The organism is Klebsiella sp. K5-45 (genome assembly GCF_030128605.1).
In the GTDB taxonomy this organism is placed as follows: Bacteria; Pseudomonadota; Gammaproteobacteria; order Enterobacterales; family Enterobacteriaceae; genus Klebsiella; species Klebsiella quasipneumoniae.
Window position 1 is genome coordinate 342,291 of sequence record NZ_JAKUZW010000003.1, and the last position, 19,152, is coordinate 361,442.

21 protein-coding genes are annotated in these 19,152 nt (G+C 59.9%); 15 read left to right on the top strand and 6 right to left on the bottom strand.

Going from position 1 to position 19,152, the window contains the following annotated elements:
* Positions 1 to 32: 32 nt before the first annotated feature.
* The 6 genes from ppiB (at position 33) to mnmH (ending at position 4,557) form a co-directional block, all read left to right on the top strand.
* Positions 33 to 527 (top strand): peptidylprolyl isomerase B, encoded by a 495-nt coding sequence (gene ppiB / locus MKS11_RS08435; protein ID WP_004151319.1) that lies wholly within the window; start codon positions 33 to 35, stop codon positions 525 to 527.
* Between the two features lie 3 nt (positions 528 to 530).
* Positions 531 to 1,253 (top strand): UDP-2,3-diacylglucosamine diphosphatase, encoded by a 723-nt coding sequence (gene lpxH / locus MKS11_RS08440; protein WP_004204708.1) that lies wholly within the window; start codon positions 531 to 533, stop codon positions 1,251 to 1,253.
* Positions 1,254 to 1,360: 107 nt separating this feature from the next.
* Positions 1,361 to 1,699 (top strand): hypothetical protein, encoded by a 339-nt coding sequence (locus tag MKS11_RS08445; RefSeq protein ID WP_049117071.1) that lies wholly within the window; start codon positions 1,361 to 1,363, stop codon positions 1,697 to 1,699.
* 96 nt (positions 1,700 to 1,795) lie between these two features.
* Positions 1,796 to 2,305 carry a 5-(carboxyamino)imidazole ribonucleotide mutase gene (gene purE, locus MKS11_RS08450; protein ID WP_004204711.1) on the top strand — a complete coding sequence of 170 codons (510 nt, stop codon included), beginning with the start codon at positions 1,796 to 1,798 and terminating at the stop codon, positions 2,303 to 2,305.
* On the top strand, positions 2,302 to 3,369 hold the full coding sequence (gene purK, locus MKS11_RS08455) for a 5-(carboxyamino)imidazole ribonucleotide synthase (RefSeq protein ID WP_004204712.1): 1,068 nt from the start codon (positions 2,302 to 2,304) through the stop codon (positions 3,367 to 3,369). Before purE ends, purK begins: the two co-directional genes overlap by 4 nt.
* Before the next feature lie 111 nt (positions 3,370 to 3,480).
* A complete protein-coding gene (gene mnmH / locus MKS11_RS08460) occupies positions 3,481 to 4,557 on the top strand; it encodes a tRNA 2-selenouridine(34) synthase MnmH (protein ID WP_048294276.1) in 1,077 nt (358 codons plus the stop codon).
* 108 nt (positions 4,558 to 4,665) lie between these two features.
* Here the strand turns inward: mnmH and MKS11_RS08465 are convergent, their stop codons facing one another.
* Positions 4,666 to 5,811: a porin gene (locus MKS11_RS08465; RefSeq protein ID WP_087771457.1), complete on the bottom strand. Its 1,146-nt coding sequence runs from the start codon at positions 5,809 to 5,811 to the stop codon at positions 4,666 to 4,668.
* Positions 5,812 to 5,902: 91 nt separating this feature from the next.
* Between MKS11_RS08465 and MKS11_RS08470 the strand changes: the two genes are divergently transcribed.
* Complete coding sequence (locus tag MKS11_RS08470) at positions 5,903 to 6,031, top strand: hypothetical protein (protein ID WP_032426074.1); 129 nt, start codon at positions 5,903 to 5,905, stop codon at positions 6,029 to 6,031.
* On the opposite strand, the gene ybbP is transcribed toward MKS11_RS08470, so the two are convergent.
* Positions 5,993 to 8,407 (bottom strand): putative ABC transporter permease subunit YbbP, encoded by a 2,415-nt coding sequence (ybbP, locus tag MKS11_RS08475; RefSeq protein ID WP_087771458.1) that lies wholly within the window; start codon positions 8,405 to 8,407, stop codon positions 5,993 to 5,995. The genes MKS11_RS08470 and ybbP overlap by 39 nt on opposite strands.
* On the bottom strand, positions 8,404 to 9,090 hold the full coding sequence (gene ybbA, locus MKS11_RS08480) for a putative ABC transporter ATP-binding protein YbbA (protein WP_004146399.1): 687 nt from the start codon (positions 9,088 to 9,090) through the stop codon (positions 8,404 to 8,406). Before ybbA ends, ybbP begins: the two co-directional genes overlap by 4 nt.
* On the opposite strand from ybbA, the gene tesA reads away from it, so the two are divergent.
* The 3 genes from tesA to MKS11_RS08495 are packed head-to-tail and all read left to right on the top strand — an operon-like array spanning position 9,061 to position 11,396.
* On the top strand, positions 9,061 to 9,684 hold the full coding sequence (tesA, locus tag MKS11_RS08485; protein ID WP_284109506.1) for a multifunctional acyl-CoA thioesterase I/protease I/lysophospholipase L1: 624 nt from the start codon (positions 9,061 to 9,063) through the stop codon (positions 9,682 to 9,684). The two genes, ybbA and tesA, sit on opposite strands and share 30 nt — an antisense overlap.
* Positions 9,674 to 10,483: an SDR family oxidoreductase gene (locus MKS11_RS08490; RefSeq protein ID WP_072140396.1), complete on the top strand. Its 810-nt coding sequence runs from the start codon at positions 9,674 to 9,676 to the stop codon at positions 10,481 to 10,483. The genes tesA and MKS11_RS08490 overlap by 11 nt, the downstream gene beginning before the upstream one ends.
* Positions 10,484 to 10,541: 58 nt before the next feature.
* Positions 10,542 to 11,396, top strand: a complete 855-nt coding sequence (locus MKS11_RS08495) for a co-chaperone YbbN (RefSeq protein ID WP_004204720.1) — start codon at positions 10,542 to 10,544, stop codon at positions 11,394 to 11,396.
* A gap of 107 nt (positions 11,397 to 11,503) precedes the next feature.
* Here MKS11_RS08495 and fetB read toward each other — a convergent pair whose 3' ends face one another.
* Entirely contained in the window at positions 11,504 to 12,286 is a 783-nt protein-coding gene (gene fetB, locus MKS11_RS08500) for an iron efflux ABC transporter permease subunit FetB (protein WP_087771459.1), read from the bottom strand.
* Positions 12,273 to 12,950, bottom strand: coding sequence for an iron efflux ABC transporter ATP-binding subunit FetA (gene fetA, locus MKS11_RS08505; protein ID WP_004204722.1), 678 nt, complete (start codon positions 12,948 to 12,950; stop codon positions 12,273 to 12,275). Before fetA ends, fetB begins: the two co-directional genes overlap by 14 nt.
* 140 nt (positions 12,951 to 13,090) lie before the next feature.
* On the opposite strand from fetA, the gene MKS11_RS08510 reads away from it, so the two are divergent.
* Together MKS11_RS08510 and MKS11_RS08515 are read left to right on the top strand one after the other, a co-directional pair.
* Positions 13,091 to 14,008 (top strand): SPFH domain-containing protein, encoded by a 918-nt coding sequence (locus tag MKS11_RS08510; RefSeq protein ID WP_004204723.1) that lies wholly within the window; start codon positions 13,091 to 13,093, stop codon positions 14,006 to 14,008.
* Positions 14,005 to 14,463: an NfeD family protein gene (locus tag MKS11_RS08515; protein ID WP_017898886.1), complete on the top strand. Its 459-nt coding sequence runs from the start codon at positions 14,005 to 14,007 to the stop codon at positions 14,461 to 14,463. The genes MKS11_RS08510 and MKS11_RS08515 overlap by 4 nt, the downstream gene beginning before the upstream one ends.
* Here MKS11_RS08515 and cueR read toward each other — a convergent pair.
* Positions 14,460 to 14,870 carry a Cu(I)-responsive transcriptional regulator gene (gene cueR, locus MKS11_RS08520; RefSeq protein ID WP_004204725.1) on the bottom strand — a complete coding sequence of 137 codons (411 nt, stop codon included), beginning with the start codon at positions 14,868 to 14,870 and terminating at the stop codon, positions 14,460 to 14,462. The genes MKS11_RS08515 and cueR overlap by 4 nt on opposite strands.
* Before the next feature lie 106 nt (positions 14,871 to 14,976).
* Between cueR and copA the strand changes: the two genes are divergently transcribed.
* From copA to ybaK, 3 genes are all read left to right on the top strand, one after another.
* Positions 14,977 to 17,478 (top strand): copper-exporting P-type ATPase CopA, encoded by a 2,502-nt coding sequence (gene copA / locus MKS11_RS08525; RefSeq protein ID WP_087771499.1) that lies wholly within the window; start codon positions 14,977 to 14,979, stop codon positions 17,476 to 17,478.
* A 131-nt stretch (positions 17,479 to 17,609) separates the two neighbouring features.
* Entirely contained in the window at positions 17,610 to 18,404 is a 795-nt protein-coding gene (locus MKS11_RS08530) for a TraB/GumN family protein (protein ID WP_023319864.1), read from the top strand.
* A gap of 201 nt (positions 18,405 to 18,605) precedes the next feature.
* A complete protein-coding gene (ybaK, locus tag MKS11_RS08535; protein WP_048294272.1) occupies positions 18,606 to 19,085 on the top strand; it encodes a Cys-tRNA(Pro)/Cys-tRNA(Cys) deacylase YbaK in 480 nt (159 codons plus the stop codon).
* The last annotated feature ends 67 nt before the right edge of the window (positions 19,086 to 19,152 follow it).

Here is a 19,152-nt window from a genome sequence, read left to right on the forward strand (position 1 = left end):
TGGCACCACACTCATCGGAACAGGATGCAAAAATGGTTACTTTCCACACCAATCATGGCGATATCGTAATCAAAACGTTTGACGACAAAGCGCCGGAAACAGTTAAAAACTTCCTGGACTACTGCCGCGAAGGTTTCTACGACAACACCATTTTCCACCGTGTTATCAACGGCTTCATGATTCAGGGCGGCGGTTTTGAACCTGGCATGAAACAAAAAGCGACCAAATCTCCGATTCAGAACGAAGCAAACAACGGTCTGAAAAACACCCGCGGCACGCTGGCGATGGCCCGTACTCAGGCGCCGCACTCTGCCACCGCGCAGTTCTTCATCAACGTGGTTGACAACGACTTCCTGAACTTCTCCGGCGAAAGCCTGCAGGGCTGGGGCTACTGCGTCTTCGCGGAAGTGGTTGAAGGCATGGACGTGGTTGACAAAATCAAAGCGGTTGCCACCGGCCGCAGCGGCATGCACCAGGATGTGCCGAAAGACGATGTGATCATCAAAAGCGTCACCGTCAGCGAGTAATTCGTGGCGACACTTTTTATTGCAGATTTGCACCTGCAAACAGAAGAACCGGCGATCACCGCCGGTTTTCTGCGTTTTTTACAGGGGGAAGCCCGTCAGGCGGACGCCCTGTATATCCTTGGCGATCTGTTTGAGGCGTGGATCGGCGATGACGATCCCAACCCGTTGCATCAGCAAATCGCTACGGCAATCAAAGCCGTCGTCGACGCCGGCGTGCCCTGCTACTTCATTCACGGCAACCGCGATTTTCTCGTCGGCCAGCGCTTCGCCCGTCAGAGCGGGATGATCCTGCTCGCCGAAGAAGAGCGACTGGACCTCTATGGCCGTGACGTCTTGATTATGCATGGCGACACGCTGTGCACCGATGACCAAGGCTATCTGGCGTTTCGCGCGAAAGTCCACACCCCGTGGATCCAGCGTCTATTCCTGGCTCTGCCGCTGTTTGTCCGCCGCCGCATCGCCGCCCGCATGCGCGCCGACAGCAAAGCCGCCAACAGCAGCAAATCAATGGAAATTATGGATGTGAATCCACAGGCGGTGGTTAACGCCATGGAGCGGCATCACGTGCAGTGGCTGATCCACGGCCATACCCATCGCCCGGCGGTCCATGACCTGCAGGCCAACGGCCAGCCCGCATGGCGCGTGGTACTCGGCGCCTGGCACAGCGAAGGTTCGATGGTGAAGGTGACGCCGGACGACGTCGAACTGATCCATTTCCCGTTCTAATTCCTGCGCGAGCACAATTCTGAAATCCCCTCTTGCCTGGACGGAGGTATGCTCCTGCCGGCATTGCGCATGCTAGTCTTCCACAACATCACTCTCAAGGAACGAGCATGAGCAGGAAAAAGTGGAGCCAGCCGCTGATCTGGGGAATGATCATCGCGATCCTCAATCCGTTAGGGATAAGTTATATCGCCTTAATCGGCGTCGCTCTCGGCAACACGCTGACGTTTGTCTGGTGTGCGATGCTGGCGTGGGCTATTTATTTCTATGCCATTTATTTGCTCTGTACTCGCCCTCACGAGAGCCGACTGGTACAAATCTATTTATTGATGATGGGTACCCTGATGCTCCCCTGGGGGTTAGTACTGCTTATCACTTGTTGCATGAATGAGATCAAGGCCAATAAGCCGCGATCGTCGTCATCGCAGAGCGAGACAAAAGACGGCTAACCATGCACACGCAACCGTTTTCCTTGCCGGCAGTTCATGCTATTCTCTGTGGCCTCTAAAGCAGTGTGAAACACACCCACAGGAGTTTTAAGACGTATGTCTTCCCGCAATAATTCGGCGCGTATCGCCATCGTGATGGGGTCCAAAAGCGACTGGGCTACCATGCAATTTACCGCAGAAATTCTTGATGCCCTGAACGTTCCGTACCATGTCGAAGTGGTCTCCGCCCATCGCACGCCCGATAAGCTGTTCAGCTTCGCTGAAAGCGCCGAAAGCAATGGCTATCAGGTGATTATTGCTGGGGCAGGCGGCGCGGCGCATCTGCCGGGCATGATTGCGGCGAAAACCCTGGTGCCAGTGCTCGGCGTACCGGTTCAGAGCGCAGCCTTAAGCGGTGTCGACAGCCTTTACTCCATTGTTCAGATGCCGCGCGGTATTCCGGTCGGCACACTGGCCATCGGCAAAGCCGGCGCCGCGAACGCCGGTCTGCTTGCCGCGCAGATCCTCGCCCAGCATGATGCTGAACTCCACCAGCGCCTGAGCGCCTGGCGCCAGGCGCAAACCGATGAAGTGCTGGATAACCCGGACCCGCGGGGTGCGGCATGAAACAGGTATGCGTACTCGGCAACGGCCAGTTAGGCCGTATGCTGCGCCAGGCCGGCGAGCCGCTGGGTATCGCCGTCTGGCCGGTGGGGCTGGAAGCCGATCCGGAAGCGGTGCCATTCCAGCAGAGCGTCATCACGGCAGAAATTGAACGCTGGCCGGAAACCGCCCTCACCCGCGAGCTGGCCCGCCACCCGGCGTTCGTCAACCGCGACGTCTTCCCAATTATCGCCGATCGCCTGACGCAAAAGCAGCTGTTTGACAAGCTTGGTCTCGCCACTGCCCCGTGGCAGCTGCTGGCGGATAAAAGCGAGTGGCCGGCGGTGTTTGCCCGCCTTGGCGAACTGGCGATCGTTAAGCGTCGCGTTGGCGGTTACGACGGCCGCGGCCAGTGGCGTCTGCGGGAAAACGAGATCGATCAGCTACCGGCCGATAACTACGGCGAGTGCATCGTCGAGCAGGGGATTAACTTCTCCGGCGAAGTGTCGCTGGTGGGTGCCCGCGCCCATGACGGCAGCACCGTCTTCTACCCGCTGACCCGCAACCTGCATCAGGACGGTATTCTGCGCGCCAGCGTCGCCTTCCCGCAGGCCAATGTCCGCCAGCAGGAGCAAGCGGAAAGCATGCTGACGGCGATCATGAACGAGCTGAACTACGTCGGTGTGATGGCGATGGAGTGCTTCGTCACTGCCGAGGGACTGCTGATCAACGAGCTGGCGCCGCGCGTGCACAACAGCGGCCACTGGACGCAAAATGGCGCCTCCATCAGCCAGTTTGAGCTGCATCTGCGAGCGATTACCGGCCTGCCGCTGCCGCCGCCAGTGGTTAACAGCCCGTCGGTAATGATCAACCTGATCGGCACCGATCTCAATTACGACTGGCTGAAGCTGCCGCTGGTCCACCTGCACTGGTACGATAAAGAGGTGCGCCCGGGTCGTAAAGTCGGCCACCTGAACCTGACCGACAGCGATACTGACCGTCTGAGCGCGACGCTGGAAGCGATCAAGCCGCTGCTGCCAGCGGAGTACACCAGCGGTCTGTTCTGGGCGCAATCGCAGCTCAGCTAAACTCTTCGTGCCGGGGATTTGATCTATCCCCTTCCCCGGCACACCTTGAGGCGCGTACAATCCCCCCCTTGCTGTAAAGCCCATTTCTGTTTTGACTTCAGAGGATACCCCATGACCAATGGGACGGATTATCGCGCCATTCTCGCCAGCGATACGCCACTGATTGATGTACGCGCCCCGGTGGAGTTTAGCCAAAGCGCGATGCCGGCGGCGATCAACCTGCCGCTGATGAATGATGAAGAACGCGCCGCGGTCGGCACCTGCTACAAGCGCCAGGGGCCGGAAGCGGCGCTGGCGCTCGGCCATAAGCTGGTTCAGGGCGATCTGCGCGCCAGCCGGATCCGGGCATGGCTGGAAGCATGCGCCCGTTACCCGCACGGTTACCTGTGCTGCGCCCGCGGCGGCCAGCGCTCGCATATTGTCCAGCAGTGGCTGAAAGAAGCTGGCGTGGATTACCCCCTGATCGTCGGCGGCTATAAAGCGCTGCGCCAGGCGGCGATCCAGGCTACCGACGCGCTGGTACAGCGGCCGATCGTGCTGATTGGCGGCTGCACCGGCAACGGCAAAACCCAGCTGGTTTGCTCGCGACCGGACGGTATCGATTTGGAGGGCCATGCCCACCACCGCGGCTCTTCGTTTGGCCGCACGCTACAGCCGCAGCATCCGCAAGCCACCTTTGAAAACCACCTGGCGGTCAGCCTGCTCAAAAAAGCCGAACAGCAGACGCGCTGGGTGCTGGAAGATGAAGGCCATATGATCGGCGCTAACCATCTGCCGGAGTGCCTGCGCATCCGCATGGCGCAATCGCCGCTGGCGGTGGTGGAAGATCCGTTTGACGTTCGCCTCGAACGGCTGCGCGAGGAGTATTTCGATCGCATGTATCGCGACTTTATCGCCGCCTATGGCGAAGAGAAAGGCTGGCAGGCATACGGCGAGTATCTGCATCACGGCCTGTTTGCCATCCGCCGTCGCCTGGGGCTGCAGCGTTTTGCCCAGCTCACTGAACGCCTCGATGAGGCGCTGGCGCAGCAGCAGCGCACCGCCAGCACCGAGGCGCACTTCGCCTGGCTGGTGCCGCTACTGGAAGAATACTACGACCCGATGTATCGCTATCAGTTGGGGAAAAAAGCCGGGAAGATTATTTTTCGCGGCAGCTGGCAGGAGGTCGCCGCCTGGCTGGAGAAGTAATCGCATGCTCGATTGTCCCGGCTTGCGGCGTAAACGCCTTAGCCGGGCTACCGGTCGGCATGATTTGTAGCCCCGGTGAGCGCATCGCGACCGGGGAGATGTGACCGCTTAGAAGTCGTAGCGCAGACGCACCAGGTTCATATCGCCCAGATTGTCGGTGCTGGAGGTAAACACGTGCTCGTAGTCAACGCGGAAACCATAATCCAGCTGGAAGCTAATCCCCAGACCGTTATCGATACGCTGGTAGTTGCGGCCATTCACGTACTGCAGGCGGTCGCCCATAAAGTACGGCTGAACAGATTTAACGGCATACTGATTGATCGGGAATTTATAGCCCGCAAAATATTCAATCCCCCAGGCGTCGCCGGCGAAGTAATTATGCACATCGGTTTTTTTGGTGGTGAGGAAGTTCTGATACCAGCCGCCGCCGAAGGAGAAGGTCCAGTTATCCGGGGTCCAGCTCAGCGCGGTACCGACGATGTTCTGGTCATAGGTTTTGCTGTCGGAAGTTGACGGGTCGCGCATTTCGGCGCGGGTGTAGTTCCATGCGGTCCCCCAGGTCAGATCCTTCATGATGTGGTAGTCCGCGCCAACAGAACCGCCGCCTTTACGTTTATAGCGCAGACCGTTACCCGGCAGGTATTCGCTGTCTTCGAACAGATAAGAGCCGTAAAGATCGACATCGCCAACGGTTTTCTTATATTTCAGCATATTACGTGAACGATAAGAACCATCGTAATCGCCGTTAATGCCGTTGCCCGGCGCCTGGGCAATCATATCGTAGTCCCAGATATCGGTTTTCACCCCGACCACATCATAGTAAATACTGTTTTGCTGACCGTAGGTTAACGTCCCCCAGGTATCGCTTTTCAGGCCGGTATACAGCATGCGGCGGGTAGTATTGTTCGCCCCTTCCGCGTAGTGGTTATCCCAGTCGAACAGCGCCGGAATGTTCACCCCCAGTTCGTAGTAGCTGATCCAGCTAATATCATCGAACAGGTAGTAATCCGCCGCGAAGCGGAAACGGGTGCCGCCGTCGAAACCGTTACGCTTATAGGAGCCTTTATCGCCATCGCCGGTCATCATGTTGAATTGCGGACGAATACTCCCGCCGACGGTAAAGTTAAGCCGGCTTAACGGATCGCCCGCCTGCGGATCTTGTTTCAGCAGCGTGATCTCCGCGTGAGAAGCAAATGAAATGAACACCAGTGTTGCGCCGATCGAGATCGCCAGCGCTTTTATTTTATGTGCCATAGTTTTTCCTTGATTAATAAGCAACCTTATATTTACCAGCTGAATATTAACCGCGAATCAGTACAGCGTGTTGTCGGTTTTTTAATGTTTTGTGCGCTTAAAAATCAACGAGTTATCAATTTGTGCGCTTAAAATAAAAGCGCCACCAAAAACGGCGGCGCATCATCAAAATGCAATAATCTTACTGGCTAAACTGACGGAACAACGCTTTCCCTTTTAACAAACGCAGCCCCAGCCCGCCGCCGCACAGGGATAACAACACCGCCCCCGTCAGCGGCAGCATCACCCACAGCCGCCAGTCCGGCGCCCAGGGAAAATCAAAGACTTTCGTCTGCAGCATCGCCAGCGCCACTTCGGCGCCTATCGCCGCCACCAGGCCGGAAACCAGCCCCAGCAGGGCAAACTCCGCCCACAGCGTGGCGCGCAGCAGCGATTTTCCGGCCCCCAGCGTGCGCCAGACCACCAGCTCCTGATGCCGCTGGCGCATACCGACCTGGACCTGCGCCAGCAACAGCAGCACGCCGCAGGCCGTGACCAGGCCCACCATCACCTCCAGCGCCCGGCTGACCTGGGAGAGCACCTGGCCGACCTGACGCAGGATGGCGCCGATATCCAGCAGGCTGACTGTAGGAAACTCGCGGTTCAACTGGGTCAACATCGCGGGACCGTTATCCCAGCGGAAGCTGGTGAGCCAGCTCTGCGGCTGCCCGTCCAGCGCCCCGGAGGGGAAAATAAAGAAGAAGTTGGGCCGCAGGCTCTCCCAGTCAACTTTGCGCACGCTGCTCACCTTCGCGCTGAAGTCCTGAGTATCGCCGGTAAAGGTCACCGTATCGCCGATCTTCACCCCCAGCCGCTGCGCCAGCCCCTCCTCAATCGATACCTCGCCCGGCTTCGGCGGCCAGCTGCCGGCCACCAGCGGATTATGATCCGGACGCTGTTCGCTCCAGGTGAGATTAAGCTCGCGATTCAGCGCTTCGTCTTTGTTCCCGTCCGTGGAGTGGCCGTTGATCTGCGTCAGACGAGCCCGGACGATCGGATAAAATTCCGCCGCCCGCGTCTGATGTTCGGCGAGGAAGGTCTTCACCGGCATTATCTGCTCAGGGGCGATATTGATCAGGAAGTAGTTTGGGCTCTCCGGGGGCAGCTGCTGCTGCCAGCGGTCGAGCAGATCGCCGCGCAGCACCAGCAGCAGCGCCAGCAGCATAAACGACAGGGAAAACGCCGCCAGCTGGCTGAGGGTCGACCACGGCTGGCGCAGCAGGCGGTTCACCGCCAGACGCAGCGGCAAGGCGCTGAGCGTCAGGCGTTTGAGCAGCCACAGCAATCCCCAGCCCACCAGGCCGCACAGCAGCGCCAGCACCACCGCCCCGGCCAGCACCGACCACAGCAGGGGGCTGCCGCCCATCAGCCAGGCCAGCAGGCCCACCACCACGGCGCTGACCGTCGGGATCCAGATTTTCAGCGGCCAGACGTTAGCCACCACGTCCTGGCGCAGCACCCGCAGCGGCAGGGTCGCCAGCAGCAGCCGATAGGGGCGCAGGCCCACCAGCAGGGAAATCACGCCGGTCGCGCCCACCGCCCACAGCCACGGCCAGCCGCTGGCCGGCGGGAGCGCGGCGGGCAGAACCGGTTTGAGCATCAGCAACAGCAGGCGCTCCAGCGCTAGCCCTGCTGCCCCGCCGGTTATCAGCGACAGCGTCAACAGCAGCAGCCATTGGCCGACAATCAGCTTGCGCAGCTGCGCCCGTCCGGCGCCCAGCGTCTTGAGTATGGCGACCAGATCGTAGCGGCTGCGGCAGTAGTGGCCCATCGCCACGGCCACCGCCGCGACGGCCAGCAGCAGCGTCAGCAGCGCGGATAACAACAGGAATTGCTGCGAGCGTTCGAGGGATTTGCCCAGCGCGCTGTCGTCCTGGTCAAGACCAATCCAGCGATGCTCCGGGCCGAGTTTCGGCAGCAGCCACTGCTCATAATTGGCCAGCTGTTCAGCGTCGCCGGCGAACTTATAGCGCCATGCGACGCGACTCCCGGGCTGCACGGCGCCGGTCTTTGCCACGTCGGCCATATTCATCATCAGCCGCGGCGCCATCTGGAAGGGGTTGAACCCCGCATCCGGCTCCTGAATCACTTCCCCGGCAATGCGCAGCGTGGCGTCGCCAACGTCAATCGTATCGCCGGTTTTCAGGTTCAGCAGCGCCATCAACCTTGGCGCCAGCAGCACGCTGCCCGCCTGGGGCTTCAGCCCCGGCGGCTGCGTCTCGAGAGTGCCATACAGCGGATAGCGGTCATCCACCGCCTTGACGTCCGCCAGCTGCGGCGTATCGCCCGCAAAGGTCATAGTGGCGAAGCTCAGCTGTTCGCTGACGCTCAGCCCTGACTGGCGCGCATGCGCGATCCACTCAGCGGGCACCTCGCGCGAACTGCGCAGCGTGCGGTCGCCTGCCATAAACTCACGGCTTTGCTGGCTGAGGCCTTTCTCCATCCGATCGCTTATCGACCCCAGGGCCAGCACGCAGGCCACGGCGAGGCTTAACGCCAGCCAGACGATCAGCAGCGACGGCGAGCGCCATTCGCGCCAGAACCAGCGGGCGATCATGCTTCCTCCCGCAGCTGGCCATCCACCAGGCGCAGACGACGGTCGCAGCGCGCCGCCAGCAGCGGATCGTGAGTGACGAGGATCAGGGTGGTGCCGTGTTCGCGATTAAGCGAGAACAGCAGATCGGCAATTTTATCCCCGGTCTGGCGATCGAGGTTGCCGGTGGGCTCATCGGCGAACAGAATGGCCGGACGACCATTGAAGGCCCGGGCCAGCGCGACCCGCTGCTGTTCACCGCCGGAGAGCTGTGCTGGCAGGTGGTGCAGGCGTTTGCCAAGCCCCAGTTGCTCAAGCAGCGCGCGGGCATCGCCCCGGCTCTGGCTGTCGCTGGCGCCACGCAGCAGCGCCGGCAGCTCGACGTTCTCCAGGGCGTTGAGCGTCGGGATCAGCATAAACGACTGAAAGACAAAGCCGACGTGCTGCGCCCGCAGCGCCGCCCGCGCCTCCTCATCCATCCGATGCAGCGGTTTGCCCAGCATCGATACTTCCCCACTGCTGCCATCGTCCAGGCCGGCGAGGATCGCCAACAGGGTCGATTTACCGGAGCCCGACTCGCCGATCAGGGCGATGGTCTGCCGCGGTTTGACAACCAGCTCAACTCCGGTAAGGATGGAGAGCTGATGCTCCCCCTGACCGACGGACTTCTTAAGATGATGAACTTCAAGTATGTTTTCCGCTGGCATGTGCCTTTCCTGTTTTTGTTCCTGTTTACCTGCCGCGCGATGGCGGCGGATACGCTGCTGATCCTCGGCGACAGCCTGAGCGCTGGCTATCGGATGGCGGCCAACGCCGCGTGGCCTGCGCTGCTCAATGAGAAGTGGCAGGCGAAAACGCCAGTGGTGAACGCCAGCATCAGCGGCGATACCTCCCAGAAAGGGCTGGCCCGTCTGCCTGCGCTGCTTAAACAGCATCAGCCGCGCTGGGTGCTGGTTGAGCTCGGCGGCAATGACGGGCTACGCGGCTTTCCGCCGCAGCATACCGAGCAGACGCTGCGCACCATTATTAAGGATATCAAAGCGGCCAACGCCGAGCCGCTGCTGATGCAAATTCACCTGCCGGCGAACTATGGCCGCCGCTATAATGAAGCCTTCGGCGCGATTTACCCGGCCCTGGCCAAAGAGTTCGCTATTCCTCTCCTGCCCTTTTTTATGGAGGAGGTGTATCTGAAACCCCAGTGGATGCAGGACGACGGCATTCACCCGAATCGCGACGCGCAGCCGTTTATCGCCGAGTGGATGGCGAACCGGCTGGCTCCCTTAGTTAATCATGACTCCTGAACGCCAGGGGTCGCTGACAGGTAAAGTTATGCAAAAAACGGTTTTAGTGACAGGCTGTTCCAGCGGAATTGGTCTGGAAAGCGCACTGGATTTAACCCGCCAGGGCTTTCGCGTGCTGGCGGCCTGCCGCAAGGCAGAGGACGTGGCGCGGATGCAGGAGCTGGGGCTAACCGGTATTTTGCTCGATCTGGACGACCCGCAGAGCGTGGAGCGCGCGGCGGCGGAGGTGCTTGCGCTGACCGATAATCGTCTCTACGGCCTGTTCAATAACGCCGGATACGGCGTCTATGGCCCGCTGAACACCATCAGCCGCCAGCAGATGGAACAGCAGTTTTCCGCTAACTTTTTCGGCGTCCATCAGCTCACCATGCTGCTGCTGCCAGCGATGACGCCGCACGGCGAAGGTCGCATCGTGATGACCTCGTCGGTGATGGGGCTTATCGCCAGCCCCGGCCGCGGCGCCTACGCCGCCAGTAAATACGCCCTCGAGGCATGGTCCGACGCACTGCGCATGGAGCTGCGTCACAGCGGTATCAAGGTCAGCCTGATTGAGCCGGGCCCGATCCGCACCCGCTTTACCGATAACGTCAACCAGACGCAAAGCGACAAGCCCGTTGAAAACCCGGGCATCGCCGCCCGTTTTACCCTCGGGCCGGAGGCGGTAGTGGAAAAAGTGCGCCACGCTTTTATCAGCGATAAGCCGAAGCTGCGCTACCCGGTCACCCTGGTCACCCACGCGGTGGCGCTGCTTAAACGCCTGCTGCCAGCCCGCGCGATGGACAAAATTATCCACGGCTGAGTTGAAGCGCGGCATGCCGCCCCCATGTAAAACAGAAATCGACTAACGAGAAATGCCCATGTCCGAACAGAATATTGTCAACATTAGCGAAGCGAACCTGCAGCAGACGCTACAGCAGTCCATGAACGTCCCGGTGCTGTTTTACTTCTGGTCTGCCCGCAGCCAGCACTGCGAACAGCTGACCCCGGTTCTTGAGCGCCTGGCCGCTCAATACAACGGCCAGTTTACGCTGGCGAAGGTCGATTGCGACGCCGAGCAGATGCTCGCTTCACAGTTTGGTCTGCGCGCCATCCCTACAGTTTATCTGTTCCAGAACGGCCAACCAGTGGACGGTTTTGAAGGCCCGCAGCCGGAAGAAGCGATCCGCGCCCTGCTGGATAAAGTCCTGCCCCGCGAAGAGGAGCTGAAAGCGCAGCAGGCCCTGGCCCTGATGCAGGAAGAAAAATACGCCGATGCCCTGCCGCTGCTGAAGGAAGCCTGGCAGCTGTCGAATCAGGACAGCCAGATTGGCCTGCTGTTGGCGGAAACGCTGATTGCTCTGCACCGTTCCGATGAAGCGGAAAACGTACTGAAGACTATTCCGCTGCAGGATCAGGATACCCACTATCAGGGTCTGGTGGCGCAGATTGAGCTACTCAAACAGGCCGCCGACACGCCGGAAATCCAGCAGCTGCAGCAGCAGGTGGAACAGAATCCGGAGGACGCGCAGCTGGCCTCCCAGCTGGCGCTACAGCTGCATCAGGTCGGGCGTAACGAAGAAGCGCTGGCGCTGCTGTTCAGCCATCTGCAGAAGGATTTAGGCGCTGGCGACGGCCAGGCGCGCAAGATGCTGCAGGAGATCCTCGCCGCCCTCGGTACCGGCGATGCGCTGGCCGCCAAATACCGCCGTCAGCTCTATTCGCTGCTGTACTAATCCGTTGCCAGCCCCGGATAGCGCTGCGCTTATCCGGGCTACGCGAACGATGCGGAACCTAGCCTTAGTCGCCCGGGTGAGGTGTGAACGCCGCAACCCGGGATCGTTCACGGGCGCTTTTTCAGCTGCGTCACCACCAGCTGATGGCGGGCGTTGAAGAACTTCCGGTAGGTCAGATAGCCGGCGATAATCGTCGACAGACTGGCGGTCGACAGCAGCATAAAGGTCACCATGATCTGGTACTTAATCGCCTTTACCGGGTCAATACCGGCAAAAATTAGCCCCGACATCATCCCTGGCAAGCTCACCAGCCCCACCGTTTTCGCTGAATCGACGGTGGGTATCAATGACGCCCGAATGCTGTCGCGGATCAGCCGCGCCGAGGCCATTTTCGGCGTCGCGCCGAGGCTCAGCTTCTCCTGAATCTGCTGCTGCTCGCTGCTGAAGCGCTGGCCCATATTGTTGTAGCACAGTCCCACCGCTACCATGGCGTTCCCGGCCACCATCCCGGCAATCGGGATCACCTGCATCGGGACGAAGGCTATCGATCCAGAGAACACCAGCACCGCCAGCGTCAGCCCGGCGCCGGTGGTGATGGCGATAAATGACGAGACAAAAGCCTGATCGATATACTTGCTGCGCTTTTTGGCATTCCACGCCGCGTTAAAGCAGATAAACAGCACCATCAACAGCGTCAGAACCGCATGATTGACGTTAAAGATATATTTCAATACATAGCCGACGATAATCAGCTGCACGATCGCCCGGCAGATGCTCCAGAGAATATCTTTTTCCAGCGCCAGCTTTTCCCGATAGCTCACCAGAATAGCGATCAGCACCAGCACCATCGACAGCGCCAGCGATTCGTTCGTAATGTTATGCCCGTTCATGCCGTACCTCCTGCATGTTTCCGCCGGCAGGCTGCAAGGTAATCACTTCATCGGCATGCGAAATTTCGTTGCGATCGTGGGTGACCCACAGAACAGCGACCTGCTTTTCCGTCGCGTAGCCATGAATAATGTCATTCACATTCTGTTTATTACTGTCATCCAGCGCGCTGGTAATTTCGTCCAGCAGCAGCACGCGCGGCAGGAATTGTAAATTGCGGATCAGCGAGACGCGTTGCTTTTCCCCGCCGGATAGTTCATTAATCGATTTTTCCAGCATATTTTCGCCCAGACCAAAGCGCTGCAGGTCGGCCACCAGCGCCTGCGGATCCGGTTGTTTATTGCGGATCTGCCACGGAAAAATCAGGTTATCGTAAACCGAATCCCCGAACAGTGCCGGCGTCTGCGCACAGTAAGAGACCTGCTGGCGATACCTTTCCGGCGACAGCGTCGCGACATCGGCATTGTCGAAAAACAGGCGTCCGGAGGTCGGACTGAGCAGCGAGGCGATAATTTTTAGCAAGGTGCTTTTCCCGCAGCCGGATGGCCCGGTAATCAACTTAAATTCCCCGGGTCTGAGCTCAAGATTGATATTGTGTAAAATAACTGCGTCGTCGGTCTTAAATCCCACACCCTCGAGACGCAAAAGCGCGTTATTTTCCTTCATGAGGCTTCCTGATTATTTTCTGAAACACCGCTAGTTTACCGCACTTTCCTTTCTCCCGGTGGTGGAGAAAGATATACTCAGTTTAAACACGCGCTATTTCTTTGTAGCGCTTCACCAGGCAACAAGACAGGAGGTTTTTGATGCTGATTTTTATTCCTATCCTTATTTTCGTCGCGCTGGTCATTGTGGCCGCGGCGGTGAAAATCGTCCCGCAGGGCTACCAGTGGACGGTGGAGCGCTTCGGGCGTTTTACCCAGACGCTGCAGCCGGGATTAAGCTTAGTCGTGCCGTTTATGGACCGCATCGGCCGCAAAGTGAACATGATGGAGCAGGTGCTCGACATCCCCTCACAGGAGGTTATCTCCAGAGATAACGCCAACGTCACCATCGACGCCGTTTGCTTTATTCAGGTGGTTGACGCGCCAAAGGCCGCCTACGAGGTCAGCAATCTTGAGCAGGCGATCGTCAACCTGACGATGACCAACATTCGTACCGTGCTCGGCTCGATGGAGCTGGACGAAATGCTCTCCCAGCGCGACAGCATTAACACCCGCCTGCTGCATATCGTTGACGACGCCACCAACCCGTGGGGGGTGAAAATCACCCGCGTCGAAATTCGCGACGTTCGCCCACCGGCGGAGCTTATCGCCTCGATGAACGCCCAGATGAAAGCCGAACGTACCAAACGCGCCTATATCCTTGAGGCCGAAGGGGTGCGTCAGGCGGAAATTCTGAAAGCGGAAGGGGAAAAGCAGTCGCAGATCCTCAAGGCGGAGGGCGAGCGGCAGTCCGCCTTCCTGCAGGCGGAGGCCCGCGAGCGTTCCGCTGAAGCGGAAGCCCGCGCCACCCAGATGGTCTCCTCGGCGATCGCCTCAGGCGATATTCAGGCGATCAACTACTTCGTGGCGCAGAAATACACCGATGCGCTGCAGCAGATTGGCGCCGCCAACAACAGTAAAGTGGTGCTGATGCCGCTGGATGCCAGCAGCCTGATGGGATCGATCGCCGGGATCAGCGAGCTGATCAAAGAAGGCGCTGGCGATCGGAAAAAATCATGATCGACATGATCCTCGCCCACCCTCATCTGTTCTGGCTAAGCCTCGGTGGGCTGCTGCTGGCGGCCGAGATGCTGGGCGGCAGCGGATACCTGCTGTGGAGCGGCGTCGCCGGCGTGGTGACCGGCGCCCTGACCTGGCTCCTGCCGCTGAGCTGGGAATGGCAAGGCACGCTGTTTGCCGTCCTCACTCTGCTGGCGGCGTGGCTGTGGTCGAAGTGGCTGCGCAAGCGCGTCAAACTGCAGCGTCCTGCCGATGCTCAACTCAACCAGCGCGGGCAGCAGCTGATAGGCCGCCGTTTGACGCTGGATGCCCCGCTGGTAAACGGCCGCGGCCACGTGCGCGTGGGCGACAGCTCATGGCCGGTGATGGCTGACGAGGACCTCGCCCCAGGCAGTCAAGTCGAAGTGGTCGCCGTGGAAGGGATTACGCTACGGATCAGACCCGTCGTTCGTTAAGCCTGCGCCTTGCGATGACAGCAGCCGGAAAGATTATCGATAATCGGGCATTCCGCGCTGTCGTCGCCGGGACAGGATTCGGCCAGCGCCAGCAGGTGCGCGCGCATATTTTGCAGCTCGCGGATATGGTTCTCGATATCCGCCACTTTCTCCAGCGTGCGTTTTTTCACATCGGCGCTGTGCCGCGACGGGTCGTTGAACAAGGCCACCAGCTCGCGGCACTCTTCCAGGTTAAACCCCACCTGCCGCGCCTGGCGCAGCAGCGTCAGTTCATCGAGATGCTGCTGACCGTAGGTGCGGTAGCCATTTTCGCTGCGCAACGGCGGCGTCACCAGCCCCTTTTCTTCGTAAAAACGAATCGCTTTGCTGGTTAAGCCGGTTTTTTTCGCCACATCGCTGATATTCATTTTTTCTCCTTGACCTTCCCCTTGCTGGAAGGTTTAACCTTCTTAATACTCGATGAAAGAGTGGTTCTGGTCAATCGTTGACCGGAAAATTATTCAGGAGTTATTTATGTCTAACACTATCGACCTGACGCTGGATGGCCTCTCCTGCGGCCACTGCGTCAAACGCGTGAAAGAGAGTCTGGAACAGCGTCCTGACGTTGAGCAAGCGGAAGTCACCCTCACTGAAGCCCATGTGACGGGCAGCGCCAGCGCACAAGCGCTGATTGAAGCCGTTAAACAAGCCGGATACGGCGCGGAGCTCAGCCACCCAAAGGCTAAACCGCTGGCAGAATCATCAATCCCGTCGGAAGCACTGACAGCGGCCACTCCTGAGCTTCCGGCAGCCCATGACGAAGATGACAGTCAACAGCTGCTGATCAACGGCATGAGCTGCGCCAGCTGCGTCTCCCGGGTACAGAACGCGCTTGCCGCGGTTCCGGGCGTCTCACAGGCGCGGGTTAACCTGGCGGAACGCACGGCGCTGGTGATGGGCAGTGCGTCCGCCGCAGAATTAGTGCAGGCGGTGGAGAAAGCGGGCTACGGCGCGGAGGCGATCGAGGACGATCTGGAACGCCGCGAACGTCAGCAGGAAACCGCCATCGCCACCATGAAACGTTTTCGCTGGCAGGCGATTGTCGCCCTGCTGGTCGGCGTGCCGGTGATGGTCTGGGGCATGATCGGCGATAACATGATGGTCAGCGACGACAACCGTTCGCTGTGGCTGGTCATCGGCCTCGTCACCCTTGCGGTGATGGTCTTCGCCGGTGGGCACTTCTACCGCAGCGCGTGGAAAAGCCTGAAAAACGGCACCGCCACCATGGATACGCTGGTGGCCCTCGGTACCGGCGTCGCCTGGCTGTACTCGATGAGCGTCAACCTGTGGCCACAGTGGTTCCCGATGGAAGCCCGCCATCTCTATTACGAAGCCAGCGCAATGATTATCGGCCTGATTAACCTCGGCCATATGCTGGAGGCCCGCGCCCGCCAGCGCTCCTCAAAAGCGCTGGAAAAACTGCTCGACCTGACGCCGCCTTCAGCCCGCGTGGTGACCCCTGAGGGAGAAAAGGATCTGCCGCTCGCTGAAGTTCAGGCCGGCATGACGCTGCGCCTGACCACTGGCGATCGCGTTCCGGTTGACGGCGTGATAAGCCAGGGCGAAGCCTGGTTTGATGAAGCGATGCTCACCGGCGAACCGGTACCACAGCAAAAAGGCGATGGCGATGCCATTCACGCCGGCACCGTGGTGCAGGACGGCAGCGTGCTGTTCACCGCCAGCGCCGTCGGCAGCCAGACCACGCTGGCACGTATTATCCGCATGGTGCGCCAGGCGCAGAGCAGCAAGCCGGAGATCGGCCAGCTGGCGGATAAAATCTCCGCGGTGTTTGTCCCGGCGGTGGTCGCCATTGCGCTGATTAGCGCGGCGATCTGGTACTTCTTCGGCCCGGCGCCGCAGATCGTCTATACCCTGGTGATCGCCACCACGGTGCTGATTATCGCCTGTCCGTGCGCCTTAGGGCTGGCGACGCCAATGTCGATCATCTCCGGCGTTGGCCGGGCGGCGGAATACGGCGTACTGGTGCGCGACGCCGATGCGCTGCAGCGCGCCAGTGAACTCGACACCCTGGTGTTCGATAAAACCGGCACCCTGACCGAAGGTAAGCCGCAGGTGGTGGCGGTGAAAACTTTCGCTGGCGTTGATGAGATTACCGCGCTGCGTCTTGCCGCCGCGCTCGAGCAGGGCTCAAGCCATCCGCTGGCGCGAGCGATCCTCGATAAAGCCGGAGACAGCCCGTTGCCGGAAGTGAGCGGCTTCCGCACCCTGCGCGGCCTTGGCGTCAGCGGTGAGGCGGAAGGTCATCGCCTGCTGCTCGGCAACCAGGCGCTGCTCAACGAGCAGCATATCGCCACCAGCGATATAGAAAGCGAGATGATGGCGCAGGCCTCGCGCGGCGCTACGCCGGTGCTGCTGGCGGTGGATGGTCAGGCGGCCGCGCTGTTCGCCATCCGTGACCCACTGCGCGAAGACAGCGTCGACGCCCTGGCGCGCCTGCATCGTCAGGGCTACCGCCTGGTGATGCTCACCGGGGATAACCCCACTACCGCGAATGCCATCGCCAAAGAAGCCGGCATTGATGAAGTGATTGCCGGCGTGCTGCCGGACGGTAAAGCCGACGCCATTAAGCGTCTGCAGAGCCAGGGACACAAAGTGGCGATGGTTGGCGATGGGATTAACGATGCCCCCGCGCTGGCGCAGGCGGATGTCGGGATCGCCATGGGCGGCGGCAGCGATGTCGCTATTGAAACCGCGGCGATCACCCTGATGCGCCATAGTCTTCACGGCGTGGCCGATGCGCTGGCGATTTCGAAGGCGACCTTACGCAATATGAAGCAGAACCTGCTGGGGGCCTTTGTCTACAACTCGCTGGGCATCCCGATTGCCGCCGGGATCCTCTGGCCGCTGACCGGCACGCTGCTCAATCCGGTGGTCGCCGGCGCGGCGATGGCGCTATCGTCGATCACCGTGGTGAGTAACGCTAACCGCCTGTTGCGCTTTAAACCAAAAGAGTAAACGCTGCTGCAGGAAAGCGGACGCTGACAGGATCGGCGCCCGCTTTTTTTCCGGGACAAGAAAAGCCCGCCGGAAGGGTGACGTGTATCACCATATGCGCTAGCATGAATGCCTCACACTTCGGAGCGCGTATGGGCCTGTTAAACCGGATAAAAATGCTGTGGCGAGCCGCCGTCGGCTCGTCTTATTCCTGGCCTGCGATGGATATCGTCCTGCCCGGCGAACGCTATCTGCACCTCGTCGGCAGCATCCATATGGGCACCCGCGACATGGCGCCGCCGCCAGCGAAACTGCTGAAAAAAATACGTCAGGCCGATGCGTTAATCGTCGAGGCCGATATCAGCGGCAATGAAACCCCGTTTAGCAATCTCCCCGCTTATCCGCCGCTGGCGGAGCGCCTGAGCGACGCGCAGCTGAGCGAGCTACAAGCGCGAGCCGGCGAGCTGGGCCTGTCGGTCGAGCTGTTCGACAGCCAGCCGCTGTGGCAGGTGGCGATGGTTCTGCAGGCCACCCAGGCGCAGAAGCTGGGGCTGCGGCCGGATTACGGTATCGATTATCAGTTGCTGATGGCCGCCCGCGAGAGCAACATAGCGGTGATGGAGCTGGAAGGCGCCGACAGCCAGATCGCGCTGCTGCGCGACCTGCCCGATGGCGGAATGGCGCTGCTGGAAGATACGCTGACCCACTGGCGCACCAACGCCCGTTTACTGCAGGTCATGATCGGCTGGTGGCTGGAGCAACCGCCGTCGCGCGGTGCGGTATCGCTGCCGACGACCTTCAGCCAGTCTTTATATGATGTGCTGATGCATCAGCGCAATCTCGCCTGGCGCGAGACGCTGCTGGCCTTGCCGCCGGGGCGCTACGTGGTCGCCGTCGGCGCGCTGCATCTGTATGGCGAAGGGAATCTGCCGGATATGCTGACATAAAAAAATGGCCAATATTGCTATTGGCCCGTCAAAGAGGAATTTCATCATTATTATTATCCCGGGATTTGTATCCCGGATCGTCTGATTGTCGCTCAAAGTGACCATCACTGCCAACACTATTGCGCAAGATGGTACTATTTTTTAGACAACCTGCGGGCGTATTCTGACGTCACGCAAAACCGGTTGGTAAGAAGGATAGCTATGACTCCCGCCGTTAAATTACTCGAAAAAAACAAAATTCCCTTTCAGATCCACAGTTACGATCACGATCCCAATGAGACCAACTTCGGTGATGAAGTGGTGCGCAAGCTCGGCCTCAATGCCGATCAGGTTTACAAGACCCTGCTGGTCGCCGTTAATGGCGATATGAAGCATCTGGCGGTCGCTGTCACCCCGGTCGCCGGGCAACTGGATTTGAAGAAAGTGGCGAAAGCGCTGGGCGCCAAGAAAGTCGACATGGCCGACCCGATGGTGGCGCAGCGTATCACCGGCTATCTGGTGGGCGGTATCAGTCCGCTGGGGCAGAAGAAGCGCCTGCCGACGGTGATTGACTCCCCGGCGCAGGAATTTGCCACTATCTATATTTCCGGCGGCAAACGCGGGCTGGATATTGAGCTGGCGGCCAGCGATCTGGCGCAGCTTCTGGATGCGAAGTTCGCCGATATCGCCCGCCGCGATTGATAACACTATCCCGGATAACGGCGCACGCGCCTTATCCGGGCTCCCCAACTCATAGCCACGGTAAGCG

Bases quoted from the DNA above. Each gene is read 5' to 3' on its own strand.
- MKS11_RS08515 (WP_017898886.1), top strand. From the start codon at position 14,005: ATGATCGACATGATCCTCGCCCACCCTCATCTGTTCTGGCTAAGCCTC.
- ybaK (WP_048294272.1), top strand. From the start codon at position 18,606: ATGACTCCCGCCGTTAAATTACTCGAAAAAAACAAAATTCCCTTTCAG.
- MKS11_RS08495 (WP_004204720.1), top strand. From the start codon at position 10,542: ATGTCCGAACAGAATATTGTCAACATTAGCGAAGCGAACCTGCAGCAG.
- ybbP (WP_087771458.1), bottom strand. From the start codon at position 8,407: ATGATCGCCCGCTGGTTCTGGCGCGAATGGCGCTCGCCGTCGCTGCTG.
- cueR (WP_004204725.1), bottom strand. From the start codon at position 14,870: ATGAATATCAGCGATGTGGCGAAAAAAACCGGCTTAACCAGCAAAGCG.
- purK (WP_004204712.1), top strand. From the start codon at position 2,302: ATGAAACAGGTATGCGTACTCGGCAACGGCCAGTTAGGCCGTATGCTG.
- purE (WP_004204711.1), top strand. From the start codon at position 1,796: ATGTCTTCCCGCAATAATTCGGCGCGTATCGCCATCGTGATGGGGTCC.
- mnmH (WP_048294276.1), top strand. From the start codon at position 3,481: ATGACCAATGGGACGGATTATCGCGCCATTCTCGCCAGCGATACGCCA.
- fetB (WP_087771459.1), bottom strand. From the start codon at position 12,286: ATGAACGGGCATAACATTACGAACGAATCGCTGGCGCTGTCGATGGTG.
- MKS11_RS08510 (WP_004204723.1), top strand. From the start codon at position 13,091: ATGCTGATTTTTATTCCTATCCTTATTTTCGTCGCGCTGGTCATTGTG.
- copA (WP_087771499.1), top strand. From the start codon at position 14,977: ATGTCTAACACTATCGACCTGACGCTGGATGGCCTCTCCTGCGGCCAC.
- MKS11_RS08490 (WP_072140396.1), top strand. From the start codon at position 9,674: ATGACTCCTGAACGCCAGGGGTCGCTGACAGGTAAAGTTATGCAAAAA.
- MKS11_RS08465 (WP_087771457.1), bottom strand. From the start codon at position 5,811: ATGGCACATAAAATAAAAGCGCTGGCGATCTCGATCGGCGCAACACTG.
- ppiB (WP_004151319.1), top strand. From the start codon at position 33: ATGGTTACTTTCCACACCAATCATGGCGATATCGTAATCAAAACGTTT.
- fetA (WP_004204722.1), bottom strand. From the start codon at position 12,950: ATGAAGGAAAATAACGCGCTTTTGCGTCTCGAGGGTGTGGGATTTAAG.
- tesA (WP_284109506.1), top strand. From the start codon at position 9,061: ATGAACTTCAAGTATGTTTTCCGCTGGCATGTGCCTTTCCTGTTTTTG.
- MKS11_RS08445 (WP_049117071.1), top strand. From the start codon at position 1,361: ATGAGCAGGAAAAAGTGGAGCCAGCCGCTGATCTGGGGAATGATCATC.
- MKS11_RS08530 (WP_023319864.1), top strand. From the start codon at position 17,610: ATGGGCCTGTTAAACCGGATAAAAATGCTGTGGCGAGCCGCCGTCGGC.
- ybbA (WP_004146399.1), bottom strand. From the start codon at position 9,090: ATGCCAGCGGAAAACATACTTGAAGTTCATCATCTTAAGAAGTCCGTC.